Annotated in this window: 23 protein-coding genes and 1 pseudogene; 11 read left to right on the top strand and 13 right to left on the bottom strand. The window is 60.6% G+C overall.

What is annotated here, in order from left to right:
• Window positions 1-153 precede the first annotated feature (153 nt).
• From ACSQ3F_RS04395 to ybaK, 5 genes and pseudogenes are all read left to right on the top strand, one after another.
• Window positions 154-753 (top strand): 2'-5' RNA ligase family protein, encoded by a 600-nt coding sequence (locus ACSQ3F_RS04395; RefSeq protein WP_436099107.1) that lies wholly within the window; start codon window positions 154-156, stop codon window positions 751-753.
• 116 nt (window positions 754-869) lie between these two features.
• Window positions 870-1,073 (top strand): annotated as a pseudogene (locus tag ACSQ3F_RS04390) (peptidase M14); the annotation flags it as partial.
• A gap of 86 nt (window positions 1,074-1,159) precedes the next feature.
• A complete protein-coding gene (locus ACSQ3F_RS04385; protein ID WP_436099106.1) occupies window positions 1,160-1,513 on the top strand; it encodes an ArsC family reductase in 354 nt (117 codons plus the stop codon).
• Window positions 1,514-1,540: 27 nt separating this feature from the next.
• Window positions 1,541-1,759, top strand: a complete 219-nt coding sequence (locus tag ACSQ3F_RS04380) for a toxin-antitoxin system HicB family antitoxin (protein WP_436099105.1) — start codon at window positions 1,541-1,543, stop codon at window positions 1,757-1,759.
• 139 nt (window positions 1,760-1,898) lie between these two features.
• On the top strand, window positions 1,899-2,372 hold the full coding sequence (gene ybaK / locus ACSQ3F_RS04375; protein ID WP_436099104.1) for a Cys-tRNA(Pro) deacylase: 474 nt from the start codon (window positions 1,899-1,901) through the stop codon (window positions 2,370-2,372).
• A gap of 9 nt (window positions 2,373-2,381) precedes the next feature.
• On the opposite strand, the gene ACSQ3F_RS04370 is transcribed toward ybaK, so the two are convergent.
• Window positions 2,382-2,837: a MarR family winged helix-turn-helix transcriptional regulator gene (locus ACSQ3F_RS04370; protein ID WP_436099103.1), complete on the bottom strand. Its 456-nt coding sequence runs from the start codon at window positions 2,835-2,837 to the stop codon at window positions 2,382-2,384.
• A gap of 79 nt (window positions 2,838-2,916) precedes the next feature.
• Between ACSQ3F_RS04370 and ACSQ3F_RS04365 the strand changes: the two genes are divergently transcribed.
• Entirely contained in the window at window positions 2,917-3,609 is a 693-nt protein-coding gene (locus tag ACSQ3F_RS04365; protein WP_436099102.1) for a glutathione S-transferase family protein, read from the top strand.
• A 96-nt stretch (window positions 3,610-3,705) separates the two neighbouring features.
• Window positions 3,706-4,959: an aminopeptidase gene (locus tag ACSQ3F_RS04360; RefSeq protein ID WP_436099101.1), complete on the top strand. Its 1,254-nt coding sequence runs from the start codon at window positions 3,706-3,708 to the stop codon at window positions 4,957-4,959.
• Between the two features lie 38 nt (window positions 4,960-4,997).
• On the opposite strand, the gene ACSQ3F_RS04355 is transcribed toward ACSQ3F_RS04360, so the two are convergent.
• Window positions 4,998-5,900, bottom strand: a complete 903-nt coding sequence (locus tag ACSQ3F_RS04355; RefSeq protein ID WP_436099100.1) for an EamA family transporter — start codon at window positions 5,898-5,900, stop codon at window positions 4,998-5,000.
• Between the two features lie 81 nt (window positions 5,901-5,981).
• Between ACSQ3F_RS04355 and ACSQ3F_RS04350 the strand changes: the two genes are divergently transcribed.
• Window positions 5,982-6,476 (top strand): MarR family winged helix-turn-helix transcriptional regulator, encoded by a 495-nt coding sequence (locus ACSQ3F_RS04350; RefSeq protein ID WP_436099099.1) that lies wholly within the window; start codon window positions 5,982-5,984, stop codon window positions 6,474-6,476.
• Window positions 6,477-6,484: 8 nt separating this feature from the next.
• Here ACSQ3F_RS04350 and hemW read toward each other — a convergent pair whose 3' ends face one another.
• The 4 genes from hemW to rph are packed head-to-tail and all read right to left on the bottom strand — an operon-like array spanning window position 6,485 to window position 9,495.
• Window positions 6,485-7,660 carry a radical SAM family heme chaperone HemW gene (hemW, locus tag ACSQ3F_RS04345; protein WP_436099098.1) on the bottom strand — a complete coding sequence of 392 codons (1,176 nt, stop codon included), beginning with the start codon at window positions 7,658-7,660 and terminating at the stop codon, window positions 6,485-6,487.
• 15 nt (window positions 7,661-7,675) lie between these two features.
• Window positions 7,676-8,320: an RdgB/HAM1 family non-canonical purine NTP pyrophosphatase gene (gene rdgB / locus ACSQ3F_RS04340; protein ID WP_436099097.1), complete on the bottom strand. Its 645-nt coding sequence runs from the start codon at window positions 8,318-8,320 to the stop codon at window positions 7,676-7,678.
• 35 nt (window positions 8,321-8,355) lie between these two features.
• Complete coding sequence (locus ACSQ3F_RS04335; protein WP_436099096.1) at window positions 8,356-8,772, bottom strand: VOC family protein; 417 nt, start codon at window positions 8,770-8,772, stop codon at window positions 8,356-8,358.
• A 3-nt stretch (window positions 8,773-8,775) separates the two neighbouring features.
• Window positions 8,776-9,495: a ribonuclease PH gene (gene rph / locus ACSQ3F_RS04330; protein WP_436102034.1), complete on the bottom strand. Its 720-nt coding sequence runs from the start codon at window positions 9,493-9,495 to the stop codon at window positions 8,776-8,778.
• Between the two features lie 209 nt (window positions 9,496-9,704).
• Here rph and hrcA point away from each other — a divergent pair, with 209 nt between their 5' ends.
• Window positions 9,705-10,763 (top strand): heat-inducible transcriptional repressor HrcA, encoded by a 1,059-nt coding sequence (gene hrcA, locus ACSQ3F_RS04325; RefSeq protein WP_436099095.1) that lies wholly within the window; start codon window positions 9,705-9,707, stop codon window positions 10,761-10,763.
• A 114-nt stretch (window positions 10,764-10,877) separates the two neighbouring features.
• Entirely contained in the window at window positions 10,878-11,492 is a 615-nt protein-coding gene (grpE, locus tag ACSQ3F_RS04320; protein ID WP_436099094.1) for a nucleotide exchange factor GrpE, read from the top strand.
• A 186-nt stretch (window positions 11,493-11,678) separates the two neighbouring features.
• Here grpE and ACSQ3F_RS04315 read toward each other — a convergent pair whose 3' ends face one another.
• Both ACSQ3F_RS04315 and ACSQ3F_RS04310 read right to left on the bottom strand, forming a co-directional pair.
• Window positions 11,679-12,914: a D-arabinono-1,4-lactone oxidase gene (locus ACSQ3F_RS04315; protein ID WP_436099093.1), complete on the bottom strand. Its 1,236-nt coding sequence runs from the start codon at window positions 12,912-12,914 to the stop codon at window positions 11,679-11,681.
• A gap of 23 nt (window positions 12,915-12,937) precedes the next feature.
• Window positions 12,938-13,705 (bottom strand): SDR family NAD(P)-dependent oxidoreductase, encoded by a 768-nt coding sequence (locus ACSQ3F_RS04310; protein ID WP_436099092.1) that lies wholly within the window; start codon window positions 13,703-13,705, stop codon window positions 12,938-12,940.
• Between the two features lie 99 nt (window positions 13,706-13,804).
• Between ACSQ3F_RS04310 and ACSQ3F_RS04305 the strand changes: the two genes are divergently transcribed.
• Window positions 13,805-14,020: a helix-turn-helix domain-containing protein gene (locus ACSQ3F_RS04305; RefSeq protein ID WP_436099091.1), complete on the top strand. Its 216-nt coding sequence runs from the start codon at window positions 13,805-13,807 to the stop codon at window positions 14,018-14,020.
• 8 nt (window positions 14,021-14,028) lie between these two features.
• Here the strand turns inward: ACSQ3F_RS04305 and ptsN are convergent, their stop codons facing one another.
• The 5 genes from ptsN to ACSQ3F_RS04280 form a co-directional block, all read right to left on the bottom strand.
• The gene (gene ptsN, locus ACSQ3F_RS04300; RefSeq protein ID WP_436099090.1) at window positions 14,029-14,493 is read right to left on the bottom strand and encodes a PTS IIA-like nitrogen regulatory protein PtsN; all 465 of its coding nucleotides are present in this window, start codon (window positions 14,491-14,493) and stop codon (window positions 14,029-14,031) included.
• A gap of 173 nt (window positions 14,494-14,666) precedes the next feature.
• Window positions 14,667-15,242 carry a ribosome hibernation-promoting factor, HPF/YfiA family gene (gene hpf / locus ACSQ3F_RS04295; RefSeq protein ID WP_436099089.1) on the bottom strand — a complete coding sequence of 192 codons (576 nt, stop codon included), beginning with the start codon at window positions 15,240-15,242 and terminating at the stop codon, window positions 14,667-14,669.
• Between the two features lie 307 nt (window positions 15,243-15,549).
• On the bottom strand, window positions 15,550-17,124 hold the full coding sequence (gene rpoN / locus ACSQ3F_RS04290; RefSeq protein ID WP_436099088.1) for an RNA polymerase factor sigma-54: 1,575 nt from the start codon (window positions 17,122-17,124) through the stop codon (window positions 15,550-15,552).
• A 404-nt stretch (window positions 17,125-17,528) separates the two neighbouring features.
• Window positions 17,529-18,338, bottom strand: coding sequence for an LPS export ABC transporter ATP-binding protein (gene lptB, locus ACSQ3F_RS04285; protein ID WP_436099087.1), 810 nt, complete (start codon window positions 18,336-18,338; stop codon window positions 17,529-17,531).
• A 13-nt stretch (window positions 18,339-18,351) separates the two neighbouring features.
• On the bottom strand, window positions 18,352-18,912 hold the full coding sequence (locus ACSQ3F_RS04280; protein ID WP_436099086.1) for an LptA/OstA family protein: 561 nt from the start codon (window positions 18,910-18,912) through the stop codon (window positions 18,352-18,354).
• Window positions 18,913-18,928: the final 16 nt, after the last annotated feature.

Below are 18,928 nucleotides of genomic sequence, written 5' to 3'. Positions count from 1 at the left end.
GAGCGTTTCAGGTCATTCCAAAATTATTGCGTATGTGGGAATAGATTCGCATTGTTCCTGTTTTGTTCTTGAACTCGCAGGTGACTCGGCTATAATCGCGTCATTCAAAAAGGGATGAGGTCTGCCATGCTTGGAAAAGCCGGGAATGAAGCCGTGCGTCGTGATCAGAAGTCGTTTGCATTTGCAAATGGAAGGAAAGCGCGAAAATTCGATGATGCCGGAAAGAGCAATCTGTTTCTGGCCATCGTGCCGGAGCGCGATGTGGCGCTTCGGGCAGTCGAAATCGGCTTGGATGTATCGCAACGACATGGGTTGTCGAAAGGTCCGCGTCCGCACGAGCTGATGCATGTCTCGCTGAACGCGATCGGAAAATATGCCGATTTTCCGGAGGATGTCGTCTTTGCCGTGTCGGCGGCGATGGCCACGGTCAAGGCAGCACCATTCGAGGTGATGTTCGACCGGGTCATGCATTTTGCCAGTGCCAATGCAGTCGTGCTTGGCAATGCCGTGCGCAGCGAAGAAATGATGGATCTGCATGTCCAGCTGGCCAAGGAGATGTGGGCTGTCGGCCTGACATTCACCTACAATCCTCGCTTCACGCCGCACATGACGCTCTTCTATGATGAGGCGCCTGTTACCGAGCACATGCTCGCCGAACCGGTCAGCTGGATTGCGCGCGAGTTCGTTCTCATCCGCAGTTTCATCGGTAAGAGCGAATGCGAATATATCGACCGCTGGCCGCTTCTGGATTAAGGCCGTCATCAATCGCAAGAGGCTCGAAATGCTGTGCGAAGCCGAGGCATTAACTGTGCGGTAAACATCGGTGGCAGAGGGTATCCACGCAGTGCTTGCCCTCTCGACCTCTACGCGACGATGGATCTCTGCAATATGCCTATATTGACGAAGCCTTCTGACCCGAGGCTGCCGATCTCGCCTCGGCGCTCGACATGGCGGCGGTCTTCCTCGCTGATGGCGAAAGCTCCGGCTTCGAGGAGGTTGTCGGCTATGCCCGGAAATATGAAACCGCAGAAAAGCCAGCGCGGCTAGTAAACAGCCGCCGGCTACGGGTGGAGCGCTGATACGGCCGGCTCTTGCATATTTGCAGCCTGTCCGCGTCATGCTATCCCGCCTGCCGGTTAGCAAAGGGATGGCATGGCGCATGAGCGTGACGGTTTACGGGATCAAGAACTGCGACACGATGAAGAAGGCGCGCACCTGGCTGGAAGGCCAAGGTATCGCCTATGATTTCCACGACTACAAGGCATCCGGCATCTCCCGCGAACTGCTCCAGCGCTGGTGCGCGGTGCTCGGCTGGGAAACCGTGCTCAACCGCGCCGGCACGACCTTTCGCGCTCTTTCCGATGCAGAAAAGCGGGATTTGAACGAAGACAAGGTGATTGCCCTGACGCTCGCCCAGCCCTCGATGATCAAGCGGCCGCTGCTGGATCATGATGGAAAGTTCACCGCAGGCTTCAAGCCGGACGTCTATGAAGGTATCTTTTCTGGCAGATGAGCTTAATGGCGGAGCGGAGGTATGGAAATGAGGACACTGACGATCCGTCTTCCGAATGATCAGCACGGGCGCTTGAAGGCGCTTGCTTCGGCGCGTGGGATCAGTCTCAACAAGCTCTTCGAAGAGCTTTCCGCCAAGGCGCTTGCAGAGTTCGATGCTGAAACTCGTTTTCGGCCGGGAGCTGATCGAGGAAGCAAGGGGCGCTTGGAAATTCTCGATCACCTCGATCGCGCGCACAAGGGCTGAACCGCAACATCCTTTTACAGCGCCGCGCGTCTTTTAAAGACGTGCTAATGTCGCTGTAACACTTTGAAATACTGCATAATTTTATCCTTAAATCGATTCCGATTTAAGGAATTATGCAGTAGCGAAATTGATGGAAACCATGTCGAAAAGCACCCGTGCGACGCTTGCGCTGACAAAGGCCGGAGCCGCCTTTACGGTTCATACTTACGATTACGATCCTTCGGCCGACCGGATCGGCATGGCGGCGGCGGAAGCGCTGAACGAAGAGCCGCGCCGTGTGCTGAAGACGCTGATGGCGGAGGTGGATGGCAGGCCGGTCTGCGTCGTCGTGCCGTCCGATCGCGAGGTCAGCATGAAGAAGCTGGCGGCGGCCTTTGGCGGCAAGTCGGCGAACATGATGAAACCGGCGGAGGCCGAGCGGCTGACCGGCTATCACGTCGGTGGTATCAGTCCGTTCGGACAGAAGAAGCAAGTACCGACGGCGATCGAGGAAGAAGCGCTTGCCGCGCCGCTGGTCTATATCAATGGCGGTCAGCGTGGCTTGCAGGTGCGGCTGGCACCTGGCGATGCGCGCAAGGTGTTGAATGCCGTTGCCGCGCCGCTGATTGCCTGAAGATTGTCGTCAGAGCAACCGCGACAGCAATGCCGAGAGTTGCGCAGCGTCGGCTTCGGGCAATCTTGCACCCACGTTCCTTGCGATTGCCTTGGCATAGACGTCCCACATTGCCGAACGCAAGACGCGGCCTTTTTCCGTGATCAGCACCCACCGTCCGCGGCCATCCTCGTCGAAGGTCTGGCGTTCGGCCAGGCCTTCCCGCTCCAGCCTGTCGATCAGACGCGAGAGATTGTATTGCGCCAGAAGCGTGCGCTCTTCGATCTCGAATGGCCGTAGCCGTCCGCCGTCGGCGCGGGAAAGCTCCCAGAGCACATCGTACCAGCCAAGCCCCGGCAGGCCAGCGGCCTTGAAGTCACGCTCGATCGCGGCAAGCACCCGTTGCTGCGCCCGCATCAGGTTGATCCAGGCCTGCGTGGCGTTGGTGCTCGGCGTGGGATCGGAAGTCTCTGTTTTATCAGACATGCATGCATCTACATCTATCTTGACGGTGTTGGCAAATGATAATATATGCAGATGCATCTAAACAGCCGGAGCTAAGCCCATGCAGTCCGAGAAGCTCACCCTTGTCAGCCATTACCTCTGCCCCTACGTCCAACGCGCCTCGATCGTGCTGTCTGAAAAGGGCGTCGCCTTCGAGCGGCACTATATCGACCTTGCAGCCAAGCCGGATTGGTTCCTGCGCATCTCGCCGCTCGGCAAGGTGCCGCTGCTGGCAATCCCGCGGGCCGGCCGGGATGACGCGATCCTGTTCGAAAGTGCCGTGATCTGCGAATATCTGGAGGAAACCCAAGCTGGTGCGCCGCTGCATCCGGCCGATCGGATGATCCGCGCCCGCCATCGCGGCTGGATGGAATTCGGTTCGTCGGTCCTTGCCGATCTCTGGGTTTACGAGACAACGAAGGACGCCGAACAGTTCGATGCCAAGCGTCAGACGCTCGCGGCAAAACTCGCGATGCTTGAACAGGAATTGGGCGAAGGACTGTATTTCGCAGGGAAACACTTCAGCATGGTCGATGCCGTCTTCGCGCCGGTGTTCCGCTATTTCGAGATGTTCGAAACCCTGTTCGAAAGCGGCATCTTCGATGGGTTGTCGCGCGTCAACGCTTGGCGCAAGGCGCTTGCCGTCAGACCAAGCGTCGTCGAGGCGGTCACGGAAGATTATCAGCAGCGCCTGATGGTCTTCCTGCGCCAGCATGACGCCTGCCTTTTAGCCCGCGGCAAGCTGGCGGCCTGACCGATGATGTGATGGGCGGTCATCGCAAAAGCCTTCTGTTTTGGTCCGAAGCGCATTAAACAGGTGGTTCGGACCAACAAGCCAGCAGGATATGCGATGACCTTCCATTCCCCCGCCCATCAAGCCGTCGATCCCGTCAAACTGGAAAAGCTCGCCGAAGTTGCCGTCAAGGTGGGCTTGAGGCTCGAGCGCGGGCAGGATCTGGTGATCACGTCTCCGATCGCTGCCTTGCCGCTGGTTCGGTTGATAACCAAGCACGCCTACATCGCCGGCGCCGGACTGGTCTCAACCTTCTATTCGGACGAGGAAACGACGCTTGCGCGCTATCAGCATGCGCCGGACGAGAGCTTCGACCGGGCGACGGACTGGCTCTATGACGGCATGGCCAAGGCTTACGGCAAGAATGCCGCCCGTCTCGCCATTTCCGGCGACAACCCGATGATGCTGGCGGCGCAGGACCCGGCCAAGGTCGCTCGCGCCAACAAGGCGAACTCGATCGCCTACAAGCCGGCGCTGGAGAAGATCTCCAATTTCGACATCAACTGGAACATCGTCTCCTATCCGAACCCGGCCTGGGCAAAGCAGATGTTTCCGGGTGATCCCGAAGCTGTTGCCGTCGAAAAGCTCGCCAATGCGATCTTCGCCGCCTCGCGCGTCGATGTCGAGGACCCGATCGCGGCCTGGGCCGAGCACAATGCCAATCTCGCCAAGCGGTCGTCCTGGCTGAACGGTGAGCGTTTTTCGGCGTTGCATTTCACCGGCCCGGGCACGGACCTGACCGTCGGCCTGGCTGACGGCCATGAATGGCACGGCGGCGCGTCGACGGCGAAAAATGGCATCACCTGCAATCCGAACATCCCGACGGAGGAAGTCTTCACCACGCCGCATGCACTGCGCGTCGAGGGTTATGTGTCGAGCACCAAGCCGCTGTCGCATCAGGGCACGCTGATCGACAATATCCAGGTCCGTTTCGAAGGCGGCCGAATTGTCGAGGCCAAGGCCACCAAGGGCGAGGAAGTGCTGAAAAAGGTGCTGGATACCGACGAGGGCGCGCGGCGTCTCGGCGAGGTGGCACTGGTGCCGCATTCCTCCCCGATTTCGGCCAGCGGCGTCCTGTTCTACAACACGCTGTTCGACGAAAATGCCTCCTGCCACATCGCGCTTGGCCAGTGCTATTCGAAATGTTTCCTCGACGGCGCATCGCTCAGCGCGGAGCAGATCAAGACGCGGGGCGGCAATTCGAGCCTGATCCACATCGACTGGATGATTGGCTCCGGTGAGGTCGACATCGACGGCGTTCGCGCGGATGGCGCCAGGGTTCCGGTGATGCGCAAGGGCGAGTGGGCTTGACCACAGTCGGGTGGCTCCGGCGGCGGAGCAAAAGGCCGCTAGGGGCTGACTGGTGCCGCGACGGCGGGCGCTCCGGGCCGCCGCGCCATCTGCGCCCGTTGTCCCAGCCAGACGCTCGCCAGCACCGCAACCATGCCGATGATCTGAGCCGGTGAAAGGTTCTGACCGAGCATGCCCCAGCCAAGCAACGTTGCCACCAGCGGGCTCAGGAAGCCGAGTGACGCGACGGCCGCTGGCTCCAGTTTTGACAGGCCACGAAACCACAAGAGATAGGTGAAGGCAGCGCCGATGAGGCCGAGCCAGGCCATGCCGAGGACATTTGCCAGTGTCGGCGTCGGCAGGGCAGGTTCGAGGACGAGCGCAACCGGCAGCAGGAGCAAGCCGCCGGCCGTCAATTGCCATGCGGTGAAGGTCAGACTCGAGACAGGCGGCGCCCAGTGCCGCGTCAGCGCCGTCCCGAAGGCCATCGATACCGCACCGGCCAGCCCGGCAATGATGCCGATGGGATCGAGTGCCGCCGACGGCGTCAGCACCAGAAGGCCGACCCCGGCCATGCCGACAGAGCCTGCCACGATGGCGAGCGGCCTGATTGCCGAGCCGATCAGCAGGCGCGCCAGCACCACGACGATCAGCGGCTGGATGGCGCCTACGGTGGCGGCGACGCCGCCCGGTAGCCGGTAGGCGGAGACGAACAGCATCGCCCAGAAGAACGAGAAATTGAGCGCACCAAGGATGAAGCTTCGGAGCCACCAGATGCCCTGCGGTAGCTGCCGGACGATCAACAGAAGGATGATACCGGCGGGCAGGGCACGCAGCATGGCAACCGTGAGCGGATATCCATGCGGCAGGAATTCTGTGGTGACCAGATAGGTGCTGCCCCAGATGGCTGGCGCAATGGCGGTCAGGGCGATATCGGCGGAGGAGGCGGAATTTATCTTCATTTCAAGTATATCGATTTCAAGATAAGATCAGGATAGCGCCATTTATCTTGACGTCAAGATGAAATCTTCCTAGCTAGGACGATGAACATGGAAAACGATCATGTCGATAGGATCCTGGCACAGTGGCGCAGGGAACGCCCCGACCTCGATGTCGGGCCGATGGGCCTGCTCGGCCGCCTGGCGCGGCTGGCGACCTATCTCGGGCGCGAGGTCGAAAAGACATTTCTGGAACTGGGCCTGTCTTCCGCGAGTTTCGATGTGCTGGCGGCGCTCCGGCGCTCCGGCAAGCCCTATCGCCTCTCGCCCGGTGATCTGCTGGCGACGATGATGATCACCTCGGGCACGATGACAAACCGCATCGACCAGTTGGAAAAAGCGGGCCTTGTCGAGCGCTTGACCAATCCCGAGGATCGGCGCAGCGTGCTGATTGCGATGAAGCCGGAGGGGCTCGATCTGGTCGAGCGCGCCGTCACCGCCCATGTCGCCAACCAGCATCGGCTGACCGCGCTTCTGGAGCCGGAAGAGCAGGCAGCGCTTGACAGGCTGCTTCGGAAATATCTCGTCCAGTTTGAATAAGGCGGGCCTCAGCAGGCGAGATCGGCGACCACCGCATCGAGGATCAGCATGCCGGCGGGCGTGCAGCGCAGGCGGGAATTGCCCAGACGCTCGATGAAGCCGTGCTCGATCAGGAACTGCTCGCGATCAGGATCGGGCTCGCGTCCGGACAGGCTCTGCCAGCGCACGAGGTCGATGCCTTCCTTCAGTCGCAGCCCCATCAGCAGCAGTTCGTCGGCCTGTTCGTCGAGGCCGAGAACCTCCTGGTCGATCATGCCGTGGCCGTGCTCCTCCACCAGTCTCAGCCACTCTTCCGGCTTGCGCTCGGTGGCGGTGGCGATCTTGTTTCGGCCCATGCTGAGCCGCCCATGCGCACCGGGACCGATGCCGGCATAGTCGCCATAGCGCCAGTAAGTCAGGTTGTGGCGGCTTTCGGCGCCGGGGGCGGCATGATTGGACACCTCGTAGGCCGGCATGCCGAAGCCCTCGGTAATCTCCTGCGTCGCCTCGTAGAGCACGGCCGACTGCTCACCATCCGGAACGATCAGCTTGCCCGCCTTGTGCAGGCCGTAGAAGGGCGTGCCTTCCTCGATCGTCAGTTGATAGAGCGACAGGTGATCGACGGCGTAGGAGACCGCCTGTTTCAGCTCCTGTTCCCACTCCTCGACAGTTTGGTTCGGGCGGGCATAGATCAGGTCGAAGGACATGCGCGGAAAAATGTCGCGCGCCAGCCCGATCGCCTTCAGCGCATCCTCGACATTGTGCAGCCGGCCAAGGAACTTGAGATCCCGGTCGTTCAGCGCCTGAACGCCAAGCGAAACGCGGTTGACGCCGGCAGCCCTGTAACCATGAAAGCGCGTTGCCTCGACGCTGGAAGGGTTGGCTTCCATGGTGATCTCGATGCCGTCAGGCACGTGCCAGAATTTGGCGATGCCGTTCAGCACCGCCTCGACCGTTTCCGGGTCCATTAGCGACGGCGTGCCGCCGCCCATGAAGATGCTGGTGACCGTGCGCGGACCGGAAAGCCGGCGGGCCTCAGCCATTTCGGTCAGGAACGCCGAGACGAAACGCGGCTGATCGACCGGTTGATGCCGTACATGGCTGTTGAAATCGCAATAGGGGCATTTGGCGGCACAGAAAGGCCAATGCACATAGACCCCGAAGCCGGGGTCGGTGCTGTCACCAATGGAGGAGAACGTGGCCATTCTGTCTTGGTTCTTTCAGGCGCCGAGGCAGGTCTCGGCAAAAAGCTTGAAGGCGCGGGCGCGATGCGACAGCGCTTCCGTATCGCCATGCTTCCAGCCGTGTTTCGCGTCGGCGCTCATTTCACCGAATGTGGTGTCGTAACCGAGCGGTTGAAAGACCGGGTCGTAGCCGAATCCTTGCGTCCCGCGCGGCGGCCAGACGATGTGGCCTTCGACCTCGCCACGGAACAGTTCGACATGTCCGTCCGGCCAGGCGAGGCAAAGCACCGAGACGAAGCGGCCGGTGCGCCGGTTGAATGCAGTTACTCCCGCTTCCTGAAGGGCGGTTTCGACCTTCTCCATGGCCATGGCGAAATCGCGCGTGCCGTCGGCGGTCTCCGCCCAATTGGCTGTGTAGACGCCCGGATCACCGTTCAGCGCATCGACGACAAGCCCGGAATCGTCGGAAAGGGCGGGCAGGCCCGAGGCCTTCGCGGAGGCCAGCGCCTTGATCGTCGCGTTTTCCTCGAAGGTCGTGCCGGTCTCGTCCGGCTCGACGAAACTGAGGTCCGCGGCGGATTTCGCCTCAAAACCGAGTGGGCCGATCAGGTCGCGGATTTCGCGGATCTTGCCGGCATTGTGGCTGGCGACGATCAGGGTCTTGTCTTCAAGTTTGCGCATCTGCGTCTTTCTCATCCGGGCCGTTCAGCCTTGTGTCAATCTATATTCCAGAGTCTGGCTTCGGCGCATTCCAGGCTGTTTCCGGCCGGATCGCGGAAATAGAAGGACCGTGCACCCGACGGCCAATGCACATCTGATTCGATCGCGATCCCGGCCGCCTTCAATTTTTCTTTCCAGGCATCGAGGTCCCCGGTAGATACCCGCAAGCACATATGCCCCGGCCCGCGCGTGCCGTGCGGGGGCACCTGCAGGCCGTTTTCCGGCGGCGGTTTCACCGTTTCCGCCGGGTTGAAGATCAGAAGAACGCCGGGACCGCAGCGAAAGAAGACATGCCGGTTGCCGGCGCGGCTGATCTTTTCGAGCCCGAGAACGGAGCCATAAAACGCCTCCGCCTGGTCGAGATCGTCAACATAGAGCGCCGTCTCAAGTATGCCTTCGAATGCCGCGGCCATGGCTCAGCCCTCGATCGTCCGCTTCTGCAGGGCGACCAACTCGGCAATGCCGTTCTTGGCAAGGCCCATCAGCGTGCCGAATTCCTCTTCCGAGAAAGGCTTGCCTTCCGCCGTGCCCTGGATTTCGACGATACCGCCCGAGCCGGTAATGACGAAGTTGGCGTCGGTTTCAGCAGCCGAGTCTTCCAGATAATCGAGATCGATCACCGGCTGGTTCGCAAAGATGCCGCAGGAAATCGCGGCGATATGGTCCTTCAGAACCTTCTCGACCTTGATCATGTTGCGCGCTTCCATCCAGGCAAGGCAGTCGCGCAGAGCGATCCAGGCGCCGGTGATGGAGGCGGTACGGGTGCCGCCATCGGCCTGGATGACGTCGCAGTCGATGGAGATCTGGCGTTCGCCGAGCGCCTGCAGGTCGACCACGGCCCTGAGTGAGCGTCCGATCAGCCGCTGGATTTCCTGGGTGCGGCCGCTCTGCTTGCCGCTGGCGGCCTCGCGTTTCATGCGCTCGCCGGTGGCGCGTGGCAACATGCCGTATTCGGCTGTCACCCAGCCCTTGCCGCTGTTGCGCAGCCACGGCGGCGTCTTGTCTTCAAGGCTCGCGGTGCACAGCACATGCGTATCCCCGAACTTGACGAGACAGGACCCCTCGGCATGTTTGGAAACGCCGCGCTCGAACGAGACTTTGCGCATCTGATCGGTTTTTCTGCCGGAAGGCCGCATCATGAACTCCTGTGATGTTTGTCAGCCTTCTAGCCTATGTTGGGAGGAAGGGAAATCACTTGCGAGGAAAAGAACAAATGACCGGGCAAGTGCTGGAGGCGAAGGCTTCCGGGCCAATTTCCCTTTTGCTATCCGGGCCGGGATCACTATATTTCAGTTGATCTGAACAGAATGGGTTTTGCGTTCGAATGATGGTGGATAAATCTGCGATGCGGGAAAGGCTGATCGCGCTCGACGAGCGTTCGGGCGAAATTTTCCGTCGTATCGTGGAGAGCTATCTGGAAAGCGGCGAGCCGCTCGGCTCCCGTAGCCTGTCGCGGCTGTTGCCGATGTCGCTGTCTCCGGCCTCCGTGCGCAACGTCATGAGCGACCTGGAAGATCTCGGCCTGATCTATTCCCCGCATATCAGCGCCGGTCGTCTGCCGACCCAGATCGGCCTGCGCTTTTTTGTCGATGCCTTCATGCAGGTGGGCGACCTGTCGGCCGAGGATCGTGCCTCGATCGACCGGCACGTGCGCCGCAACGATCGCGACCAGCCCGTCGAGACCCTCCTGAACGAAGCGAGCCAGATGCTGTCGGGCATGTCGCGCGGGGCAGGGCTGGTGATCACGGCCAAGAGCGATCCGGTGCTGAAACATGTCGAATTCATGCGCCTGGCGCCGACCAAGGCGCTTGCCGTATTGGTCGGCGAACACGATCAGGTCGAAAACCGCATCATCGAGCTTCCCGCGGGCGTCACCAGTTCGCAGCTGACCGAGGCCGCCAATTTCCTGAATGCGCATCTCGCCGGCCAGACGCTGCCCGAAGTGCGTAGCCAACTGGAGAAGGTCAAGGAAACCGTCCGGCGCGAACTCGATACGCTGAGCCAAGACCTCGTCGAGCGGGGCCTCGCCATCTGGGCGGGCAGTGAAACGGAAGGAAACCCGACCAAGCTGATCGTCCGCGGCCGCGCCAACCTGCTTGAGGGACTTGCCGGTGCCGAGGATATCGACCGGCTGCGCATGCTGTTCGACGATCTGGAAAAGAAGGATAGCCTGATCGAAATTCTCAACTTGGCCGAAAGCGGGCCTGGGGTTCGCATCTTCATCGGCTCGGAAAACAAGCTGTTTTCGCTTTCCGGCTCGTCGCTGATCGTCGCGCCCTACAAGGATGGCGACGACAAGATCATCGGCGCGGTCGGGGTCATCGGCCCGACCCGGCTCAACTATTCGCGCATCGTGCCGATGGTGGACTATACCGCGCAATTGATGTCGCGGCTGTCGCGATGATCACACCCGAAACGCCGGTTTTTGCCGCGCTCGTTCGATTGAACCCTTGATTTTTCCCCTTCAAAGCTCGATATCGGCTGCAAATCCTAACATAGCGACATTCCGGAGACCGTCATGACCGACGACACGAACAAACATGCAGCAGATGCCAACGCAGCCGAAGAAGCCGCGGTGAACGCTGACGCTGCCGCTGAGCAGGTCGAAGCCGCCGCTGTCGAACCCGATCCCCTGGAAGTCGCCAGGGCCGAAGCCGCTGATTATCGCGACCGTTACCTGCGGCTTGCTGCCGAGATGGACAATCTGCGCCGCCGCACCGCGCGCGATGTCAAGGACGCGAAGTCCTATTCCGTCGCCGGCTTTGCCCGCGACATGCTGGCCGTCTCCGACAATCTGCGCCGCGCGCTTGATGCCATCCCAACCGAAGCGCGCCAGGCGGGTGATGCGGGCTTCAACGCGCTGGTCGAAGGCGTGGAAATGACTGAGCGGGCCATGCTTTCGGCGCTTGAGCGCCATGGCGTACAGAAGCTGGAACCGGTCGGCCAGAAGTTCGACCCGAATTTCCATCAGGCGATGTTCGAGGTTCCGAACACCGAAGTGCCGAACAACACCGTCGTCCAGGTGGTCCAGGACGGCTACACCATCGGCGAACGCGTGCTCCGCCCCGCCATGGTCGGCGTCGCCAAGGGCGGCCCGAAGGCGGTTGCAGCGGAAGAGACGCCGGCGGGTTGAGACACGGGCAGCCGGCTATGTGCCGTGGAACCCCCCTCTGTCGGCGACGCCGACATCTCCCCCTCAAGGGGGGAGATTGCCATTGGCTTCAGGGCGTATAAAGGGAAAAGAATGATCTCCCCCCTTGAGGGGGAGATGTCACGCAGTGACAGAGGGGGGGTGGGCCTCGGCATGCTCCGCCCGAAATTACCCGAACAACTGCCGCAGATGGTCGTTCAAAAACCGCCCCTCCGGATCCAGCTTTGCCCGCAGCGCCCTAAAATCCCCCGAGCGCGGATAAAGCGCTGTTACATCCTCTGCGCCGAGAAAATGCAGCTTGCCCCAATGCGGGCGCGAGCCGAATTGGCGCAGGATATCGTCAACGTCCTTCAAATAATTCCAGTAGTCCGTGCCCGGCTCGCCGGAGACCGAGAGCGTGATCGAATCCTGCTCGAAGAACGGGCTGATCCAGCCGCCGTCGCCAGCGGTGAAGCGGTATTCGATCGGATAGATGCAGGTCGGGTGTTTTTCCAGCATCAGCTTGCGCACTTCCATGCAGGCCTGCTTGCCGTATCGGACCGGCACGGCATATTCCAGCTCGTGGAAATTCGGAACGTATTCGATCGGGTAGATCTCCGAGGAATAGGCGATCTTCTCGAAGGCGCTTTCCATCGGCGGCCGGCCGGTGATGTCGATCGTCTTCATCTCGCAGACATCGGAGAGGCTTGTCGTCGTTGAGACCGATGATGTGTCCGGCAGGCAGTAGCAATGCCGGCTTTCCGGCACCGGACACCAGAAGAAGCCGAAATGCCGGTGGTTGGCGGCGAGATCGTCGTGGCTCTCCATGCATTCGTCGAAGGTACAGCGCCAGAGCTTCTCATGCAGATTGTAGCTGTCCATCACCTGCAGTGTGATTTCGGAGATGACGCCGAGCATGCCGAGGGAGACACGGGCGGCGTTCAGCATATCCGGCTGGCTGTCGTCGATCGCCAGAATGCTGCCGTCAGGCTGCACCAGCCGCATGCCGACGATCTGCGAGGCCATGTTGCCGAGCTTCAAGCCGGTGCCGTGCGTGCCGGTGGTCAGAGCGCCCGCCAGCGCCTGGCTGTCGATATCGCCCTGGTTGATCATCGATAGGCCGTTTGCTTTAAGCGCCTTGCCGAGCGTGTTGATCGTCGTGCCGGCATGGACGGAAACGCGCTTGCGCGCCGTGTCGATATTGGTGATGCCCTGCAGCTTCGATAGCGTCAGATGCAGCCCGCTGGTCAGCGCCACCGGGGTAAAGGAATGACCGGACCCGGCACAGCGGACATTCAGTCCGTTCGACGTCGCCTCCCGCACCATTTCCGAAAGTGCCGCTTCGCTCTCGGGCGCCCCCCTGTGGCGAACGATGCACGATTGATTTCCCACCCAGTTTCGCCAGTGTCCGCCTGCGTCCATCATGTTCCCGTTCTCCCCTTTGTTGTTCAGACGGCCGTGAAGCAGTTGTCGACGAAAAGATGCGTGCCGTTGACGAAGCTGGATTCGTCGCTTGCCAGGAACAGCGCCGCCTGCGCCACTTCCATAGGGTCGCACATCCGGCCCTGCTGGGCAGCGATTGCCGCGTCGGAGACATCGACGCCATATTTTGTCAGACCCACCAGCTCGCGCTTGCCGTGGTCGGTGGCGATGAAGCCGGGGCAGACGGCGTTGGAGCGGATGCCGCGGTCGCGGAATTCAACGGCGATGGCGCGGGCGAACATGTGGCAGGCGCCCTTGGTCGTGTCGTACAGCACTTCCATCGGCGTCGCGGCGACGGCGGAGATCGAGGAGGTGGAGACGATGCTGCCGCCACCCGCCGCCAGCATGCCGGGCAGCACGGCCTTGGTCATCAGGAACATCGAGCGCACATTGACGGCCATCAGCCGGTCCCACTCGTCTTCCTCTGTCTCAAGGAACGGCCCGACTGCTAGGATGCCGGCATGGTTGAAGAGGACGGTGATCGGCCCGAAAGCATCCTCAACGGCTTTCACCGCCGATTTCACCTCGGAGGATACGGACACGTCCGCCGGCGCGAAGACCGCCTGCCCGCCCTCGGCGCGGATCGCGGCCGCGACCTCCTCGCCCTTGCTGCGCGGCAGATCCACAATGCCGACCCGGGCGCCTTCTCGGGCGAAAAGCTGGGAAGCGGCAAGGCCGCAGCCTCCAGCGCCTCCACTGATCAATGCCGTCTTTCCGGAAAGTCTGCCTGCCATCGCCGTTCTCCTCGTTTATCATTGCGAGGATTATTGTTGACGGCGAGGCGGCTGTCGATATCCCATAAGGGATATGGAAATAGAAACGAAAGCCCCATCTTGCTGCCTGCGGAACGGCTGACACTGCAGCAGCGCAACATCGTGCGGCTCATCTTGCGCGGCCACAGCAATGCGTCGATCGGCGAAACTATTGGAATTTCCGAAGGTACGGTGCGCATTCACCGAAAGAATATTTATCGGCGCCTGGCCATTTCCAGCCAGGCGGAGCTCTTCCGCATATTCATAGACCACCTCAACCAGCAGAAGCTGTATTGAGGCGGGGATCAGGCCGCGTTGGAAGCCTGGTCGTCGCTGAGGAATGCGTAGATGCCGGAGGCCGAATCCGTTGCGCGCAGCTTGGCGACCGTATCGGGATCGCGCAGAACACGGGCGATGCGCGACAGCGCCTTCAGATGATCGGCGCCGGCGCCTTCGGGCGCCAGAAGCAGGAAGACGAGGTCGACCGGCTGGTCGTCCAGCGCTTCGAAATCGACCGGAGATTCCAACCGCGCGAAAATGCCGACGATCGACGAAAGGTGGGCGAGCTTGCCATGGGGGATCGCGATGCCGTTGCCGACACCGGTGGAACCCAATCGTTCACGCTGGAGAATAACGTCGAAAATTTCCCGTTCGGGAAGTCCAGTGATTTTGGATGCTTTTGCCGCCAATTCCTGAAGCAACTGCTTCTTTGAATTGGCCTTCATGGCTGGAAGTATCGCATTCTGCTGCAGCAAACCTGCCAATGCCATTCTTTTTGTCCTCGTTCGCCGGTGAAAACCGCGTCCGGCAGGCAATGCCGGACGGCGGCTCCATCCATCTTTCTCGGTGGTTCCTGACGGACCGTCAACGGTCTCGCCTGCATCCACCACCAGAAAAAAGCGGTCGATTGAGCGCCGGCGAGCCGGCACTCAATCTGATCCACTCAGCCCTTGATATTGGCTGCATCGATCCAGCCAATGTTTCCATCGTTGCGTCGATAGACGATATTCAACTGCTCATTGCCAGGGCTACGGAACATCAGGACGGGTTCGTCTGTCATGTCGAGCGCCATCACGGCGTTTGCGACAGACATCGTCTTCAGTTGTTTTGAACTCTCCGCGACGATCGTCGGTGCATAATTATCCGGAAGCTCGTCGTCTTCATCGGGCACGGAATCCATCACGGTGTAGGCTACTTCGGCAAATCCTGCATTACCATTGCCATTGTGGTGATCCTTGAGCTTGCGCTTGTACCGGCGGATGCGCTTGGCAATCCGCTCGGATGCCGCGTCGAACGCAGCTTGCGGGTCATTCGCCTGGCCGTTGGCCTGCAAGGCAGCACCTGAATCCAGGTGAATCTTGCAATCGGCGCTGAAACGGGATCCAGACTTTTCCACGGTGACCTGGCTTGAATATCCTCCGTCAAAATATTTGGTTACGGCCTGTTCGATCTGGTCTTCAATGCGCAGACGGAACGCTTCGCCGATTTCCATATGTTTACCGGATACACGCACACTCATGGAGTTTCCTCTCTTTTCGTGATTTGCGCAGCCAGTCTATTCCAACCGCATCCGTCATCCAAGCATTTCACGCACGCAAGCGAATTTTGCGTCTAATGGCCAAGATTTGGAGGGATATGCTTACGGCGGGCTCTAAGCCCCTTGCTCATTGCGGCCGCCTCATACTTCAGGTTGTTCGAAAAGTCAAACGAAGAGTTAACAAGGTCGGTCCTGTTGAACGCTGGAATAGCGAGGACAATGTCCGGGACGCGCCTTTCGTGGTAGGCACGGAGCGTTGGCCAGCCCTGCTCTGTGGGAAATCGCCTGGTCAGGCGGAGACCTTGGCCATCGCCCGTTTTTCGCGGCGGCGCTGGACAGAGGAAGGGATGTTCATCGCCTCCCGGTATTTCGCCACCGTCCGGCGAGCGATATCGACACCGCCCTTCTTCAGGATGTCGACGATATCATCGTCTGAAAGCACGGCGTCCGGGCTTTCCAGCACGATCATGTTGCGGATGCGGTGGCGCACCGATTCCGCAGAATGTCCGTCTCCGCCCTCGGCCGATCCGATCGACACCGTGAAGAAGTATTTCAGCTCGAACAGCCCGCGCGGCGTCAGCATGTATTTGTTCGACGTGACGCGGCTGACGGTCGATTCATGCATCTTGATGGCGTCGGCGACGGTCTTCAGGTTGAGCGGCCGCAGATGATCGACACCGTTGACGAGGAAGGAGTCCTGCTGCCGAACGATCTCGGTCGCCACCTTCATGATTGTCTTGGCGCGCTGGTCGAGACTGCGGGTCAGCCAGTTGGCCGTCTGCAGGCATTCGGTCAGGAAGGCATGGTCGGCGCTGTTCTTCGGCGCGTGGCGGGAAACGGTCGCGTAATAGGTCTGGTTGACCAGCACGCGCGGCAGCGTATCCGGGTTGAGCTCCACGGCCCAGCTGCCGTCCTGTGCGGGGCGCACGACGATATCCGGAACGATCGCCTCCGATGGGCTTGCCTCGAAACTGGTGCCGGGCTTCGGATCGAGCTTGCGGATTTCCGCCAGCATGTCGATGAGGTCTTCTTCATCGACGCCGCAAATCCGCTTCAGGCTGGCGAAATCGCGCCGGGCAAGCAGTTCCAGGTTCTGGAGCAGCGCCGCCATGGCGGGGTCGAGCCGGTCGCGCAGGCGCAACTGGATGGCCAGGCACTCGCTCAGGGTTCGAGCGAAAACACCGGGCGGATCGAGCTGCTGCAGGCTGTCGAGCACCCGCGCCACATCGGCCACCGCGCAGCTCAGCCGTTCGGCAATCTCGCTGATATCGGCATGCAGATAGCCGGCCTCGTCGAGCTGGTCGATCAGATGCTGGGCAATCAGCCGGTCGGCCGCGCCGTGCACGCTGAACGGCACCTGTTCATTGAGGAAATCGCGCAGCGTCACGCGGTTGGCGACGAAATCGTCGAGATCGTAGCCGTCGCTGCTTTCGCCCTCGCCGCCACCCGGCATGGATTTCCACTGGCTGAGCAATTCCGGCGCATCCGCCCGCTGCGGCGTCGTGTCGTCGGGAAAGACGTTCTCGAAATTGGCGTCGAGCTGCTCGCTCATCCGTTCGCCGGTCGCAGATGTCGTGCTGTCGTAGACGTCGCCCATCGGGTCGAAGGATGCGGTATCGCCGCTGTCGCGCTCGCTGCGTTCGTCGGGTGTGATATGGAGTTCGTCCTTGCCGAGGCGGTCCGTTCCGCCGGAGGCGTCGTCATTCGCGGCGAATTCGAGCAGCGGATTCTTCTCGACTTCGAGCTCGATGAACTGGTTCAGCTCGAAATGCGTCATCTGCAGCAGCTGGATGGACTGCATCAGTTGCGGGGTCATTGCCAGGGTCTGGCTTTGACGCAGGAAGAGGCTGGCTGACAGGGCCATGCGGACGCGAAACTCCCCTCAATTCTCCGAGCCGGCGTTCATCTTTTGCGGAGTGAATTCGCCAATTCTTCAACTGGCCCAAAAATTGCTTATTAATGAGGTTTGGTCAAGCACTCATGGGAAATAAGATGAATATCGAGGCGGTCGGGCATTTTTCTATGCAATAGGCATATAAAATGCGCAAAGCGGCACGGCGGAGCCCGCTTTCGGCTTGCGATACTCCGGGTCGATGTCATCGGAACCTGCGAAACCCGGTGGTTGCTGTCGGTATATTGCGCTGCAGCATCGGCGGGTGAGCAAAATTTGCGCAAATCCGGCGAACGGTCAAGAGAAATGTCCCGGAAGCGGCAGATTTTTGTCTGCCGCCGCTATTTTCGTTTACCATGAAATAGAGAGAACGAGCCTCAAAGGCTGAAATTGTCGCCGAGATAAAGGCGGCGGACATCCGCATTGGTGACGATGTCGTTGGCGCGCCCATGCGTCAGTACTTCGCCCGCATGGATGATATAGGCGCGATCGATCAGGCCGAGCGTCTCGCGGACATTATGGTCGGTGATCAATACGCCGATCCCGCGCGATGTCAGGTGCCGCACCAGCGCCTGGATATCGGCGACCGAAATCGGATCGACGCCCGCGAAGGGTTCGTCGAGTAGCATGAAGGTCGGGTCGGTTGCGAGCGCCCGGGCAATTTCCAGGCGGCGGCGTTCGCCACCCGAAAGCGCCACGGCAGGCGACTTGCGCAAGTGGGAGATGTTGAATTCGCCGAGCAGCTCATTGAGCTTGCTCTCGCGCCGGTCGCGGTTCTTGTCGTGAACCTCGAGAACGGCGCGGATATTCTCCTCGACGGTCAGGCCGCGAAAGATCGAGGCTTCCTGCGGCAGATAGCCGACGCCGAGGCGGGCGCGGCGATACATCGGCATCGTGGTGACTTCGTTGCCGTTGATCTCGATCGAGCCTTCATCGACCGGCACCAGGCCGGTGATCATGTAGAAACAGGTCGTCTTGCCGGCGCCGTTGGGTCCGAGAAGGCCGACGGCTTCACCACGGCGCACGACCAGCGACACGCCATTGACGACCCGGCGTCCGCGATAGGCCTTCGTCAGGCCGCGCGCAATCAGCGTGCCTTCGTAGCGCGCCTTGTCGACGACGCGGGCCGGTACGGCCGCGTCGTGCTTGCCGGCCCGCTTGTGTTTGTGAAGGAAGGGGATGTTCACGTCGGCGTCTGCATCAGTTCGTTTTCTGGGACTTCGGATCGAGCTGAATCTGGACGCGACCGCCGCAAGCTTCGAGCTGCGCTTCGCCGGTATCCATCTGGACGTTCAACTGGCAGCCGGTGAAGACGTTCTTGCCTTCCGACAGAACGACCTGCTTGCCCTTCAGCACCAGCGTCTGCGCCGTCAAGTTGAATTCGCCGCTATCGGCCGTCGCCTGCTGCGTGCCCGATTGCAGGAACACCTTCTTGTCGACCTCGATGCGGTCGATATCGGCATTGCCGCTGGAAATCGCGCCGCCGCCTTTTTTGTAATAGACAACCATGTTGCCGGCCTGCAACGTCGTCGTTCCCTGAACGACCTTCACATTGCCGGTGAATATGGCCTTGCTTTCGGGGTCCTTGATTTCGAGCTTGTCGCTCTCGATCTGGATCGGCTCGTCGTTGGAAAGTTCGAGCCCCTTCATCTTGCTCTTCGTCTCCTGGGCGGCGACTGGAGATGCGGAGGTGCCGGCAAAAAGGCTCAAGAGAATGAATGTTCCGGCAAGCCGAAAGGAAAAGGCGGAAATAGCCGACATATGTGCACCGGTTTTT

Origin of the sequence: Pararhizobium sp. LjRoot238, from assembly GCF_964252955.1 — a bacterium.
Lineage (GTDB): Bacteria > Pseudomonadota > Alphaproteobacteria > Rhizobiales > Rhizobiaceae > Pararhizobium.
The sequence above is the reverse complement of the archived record's forward strand: the minus strand, read 5'-3'. Positions and strand labels throughout refer to the sequence as shown.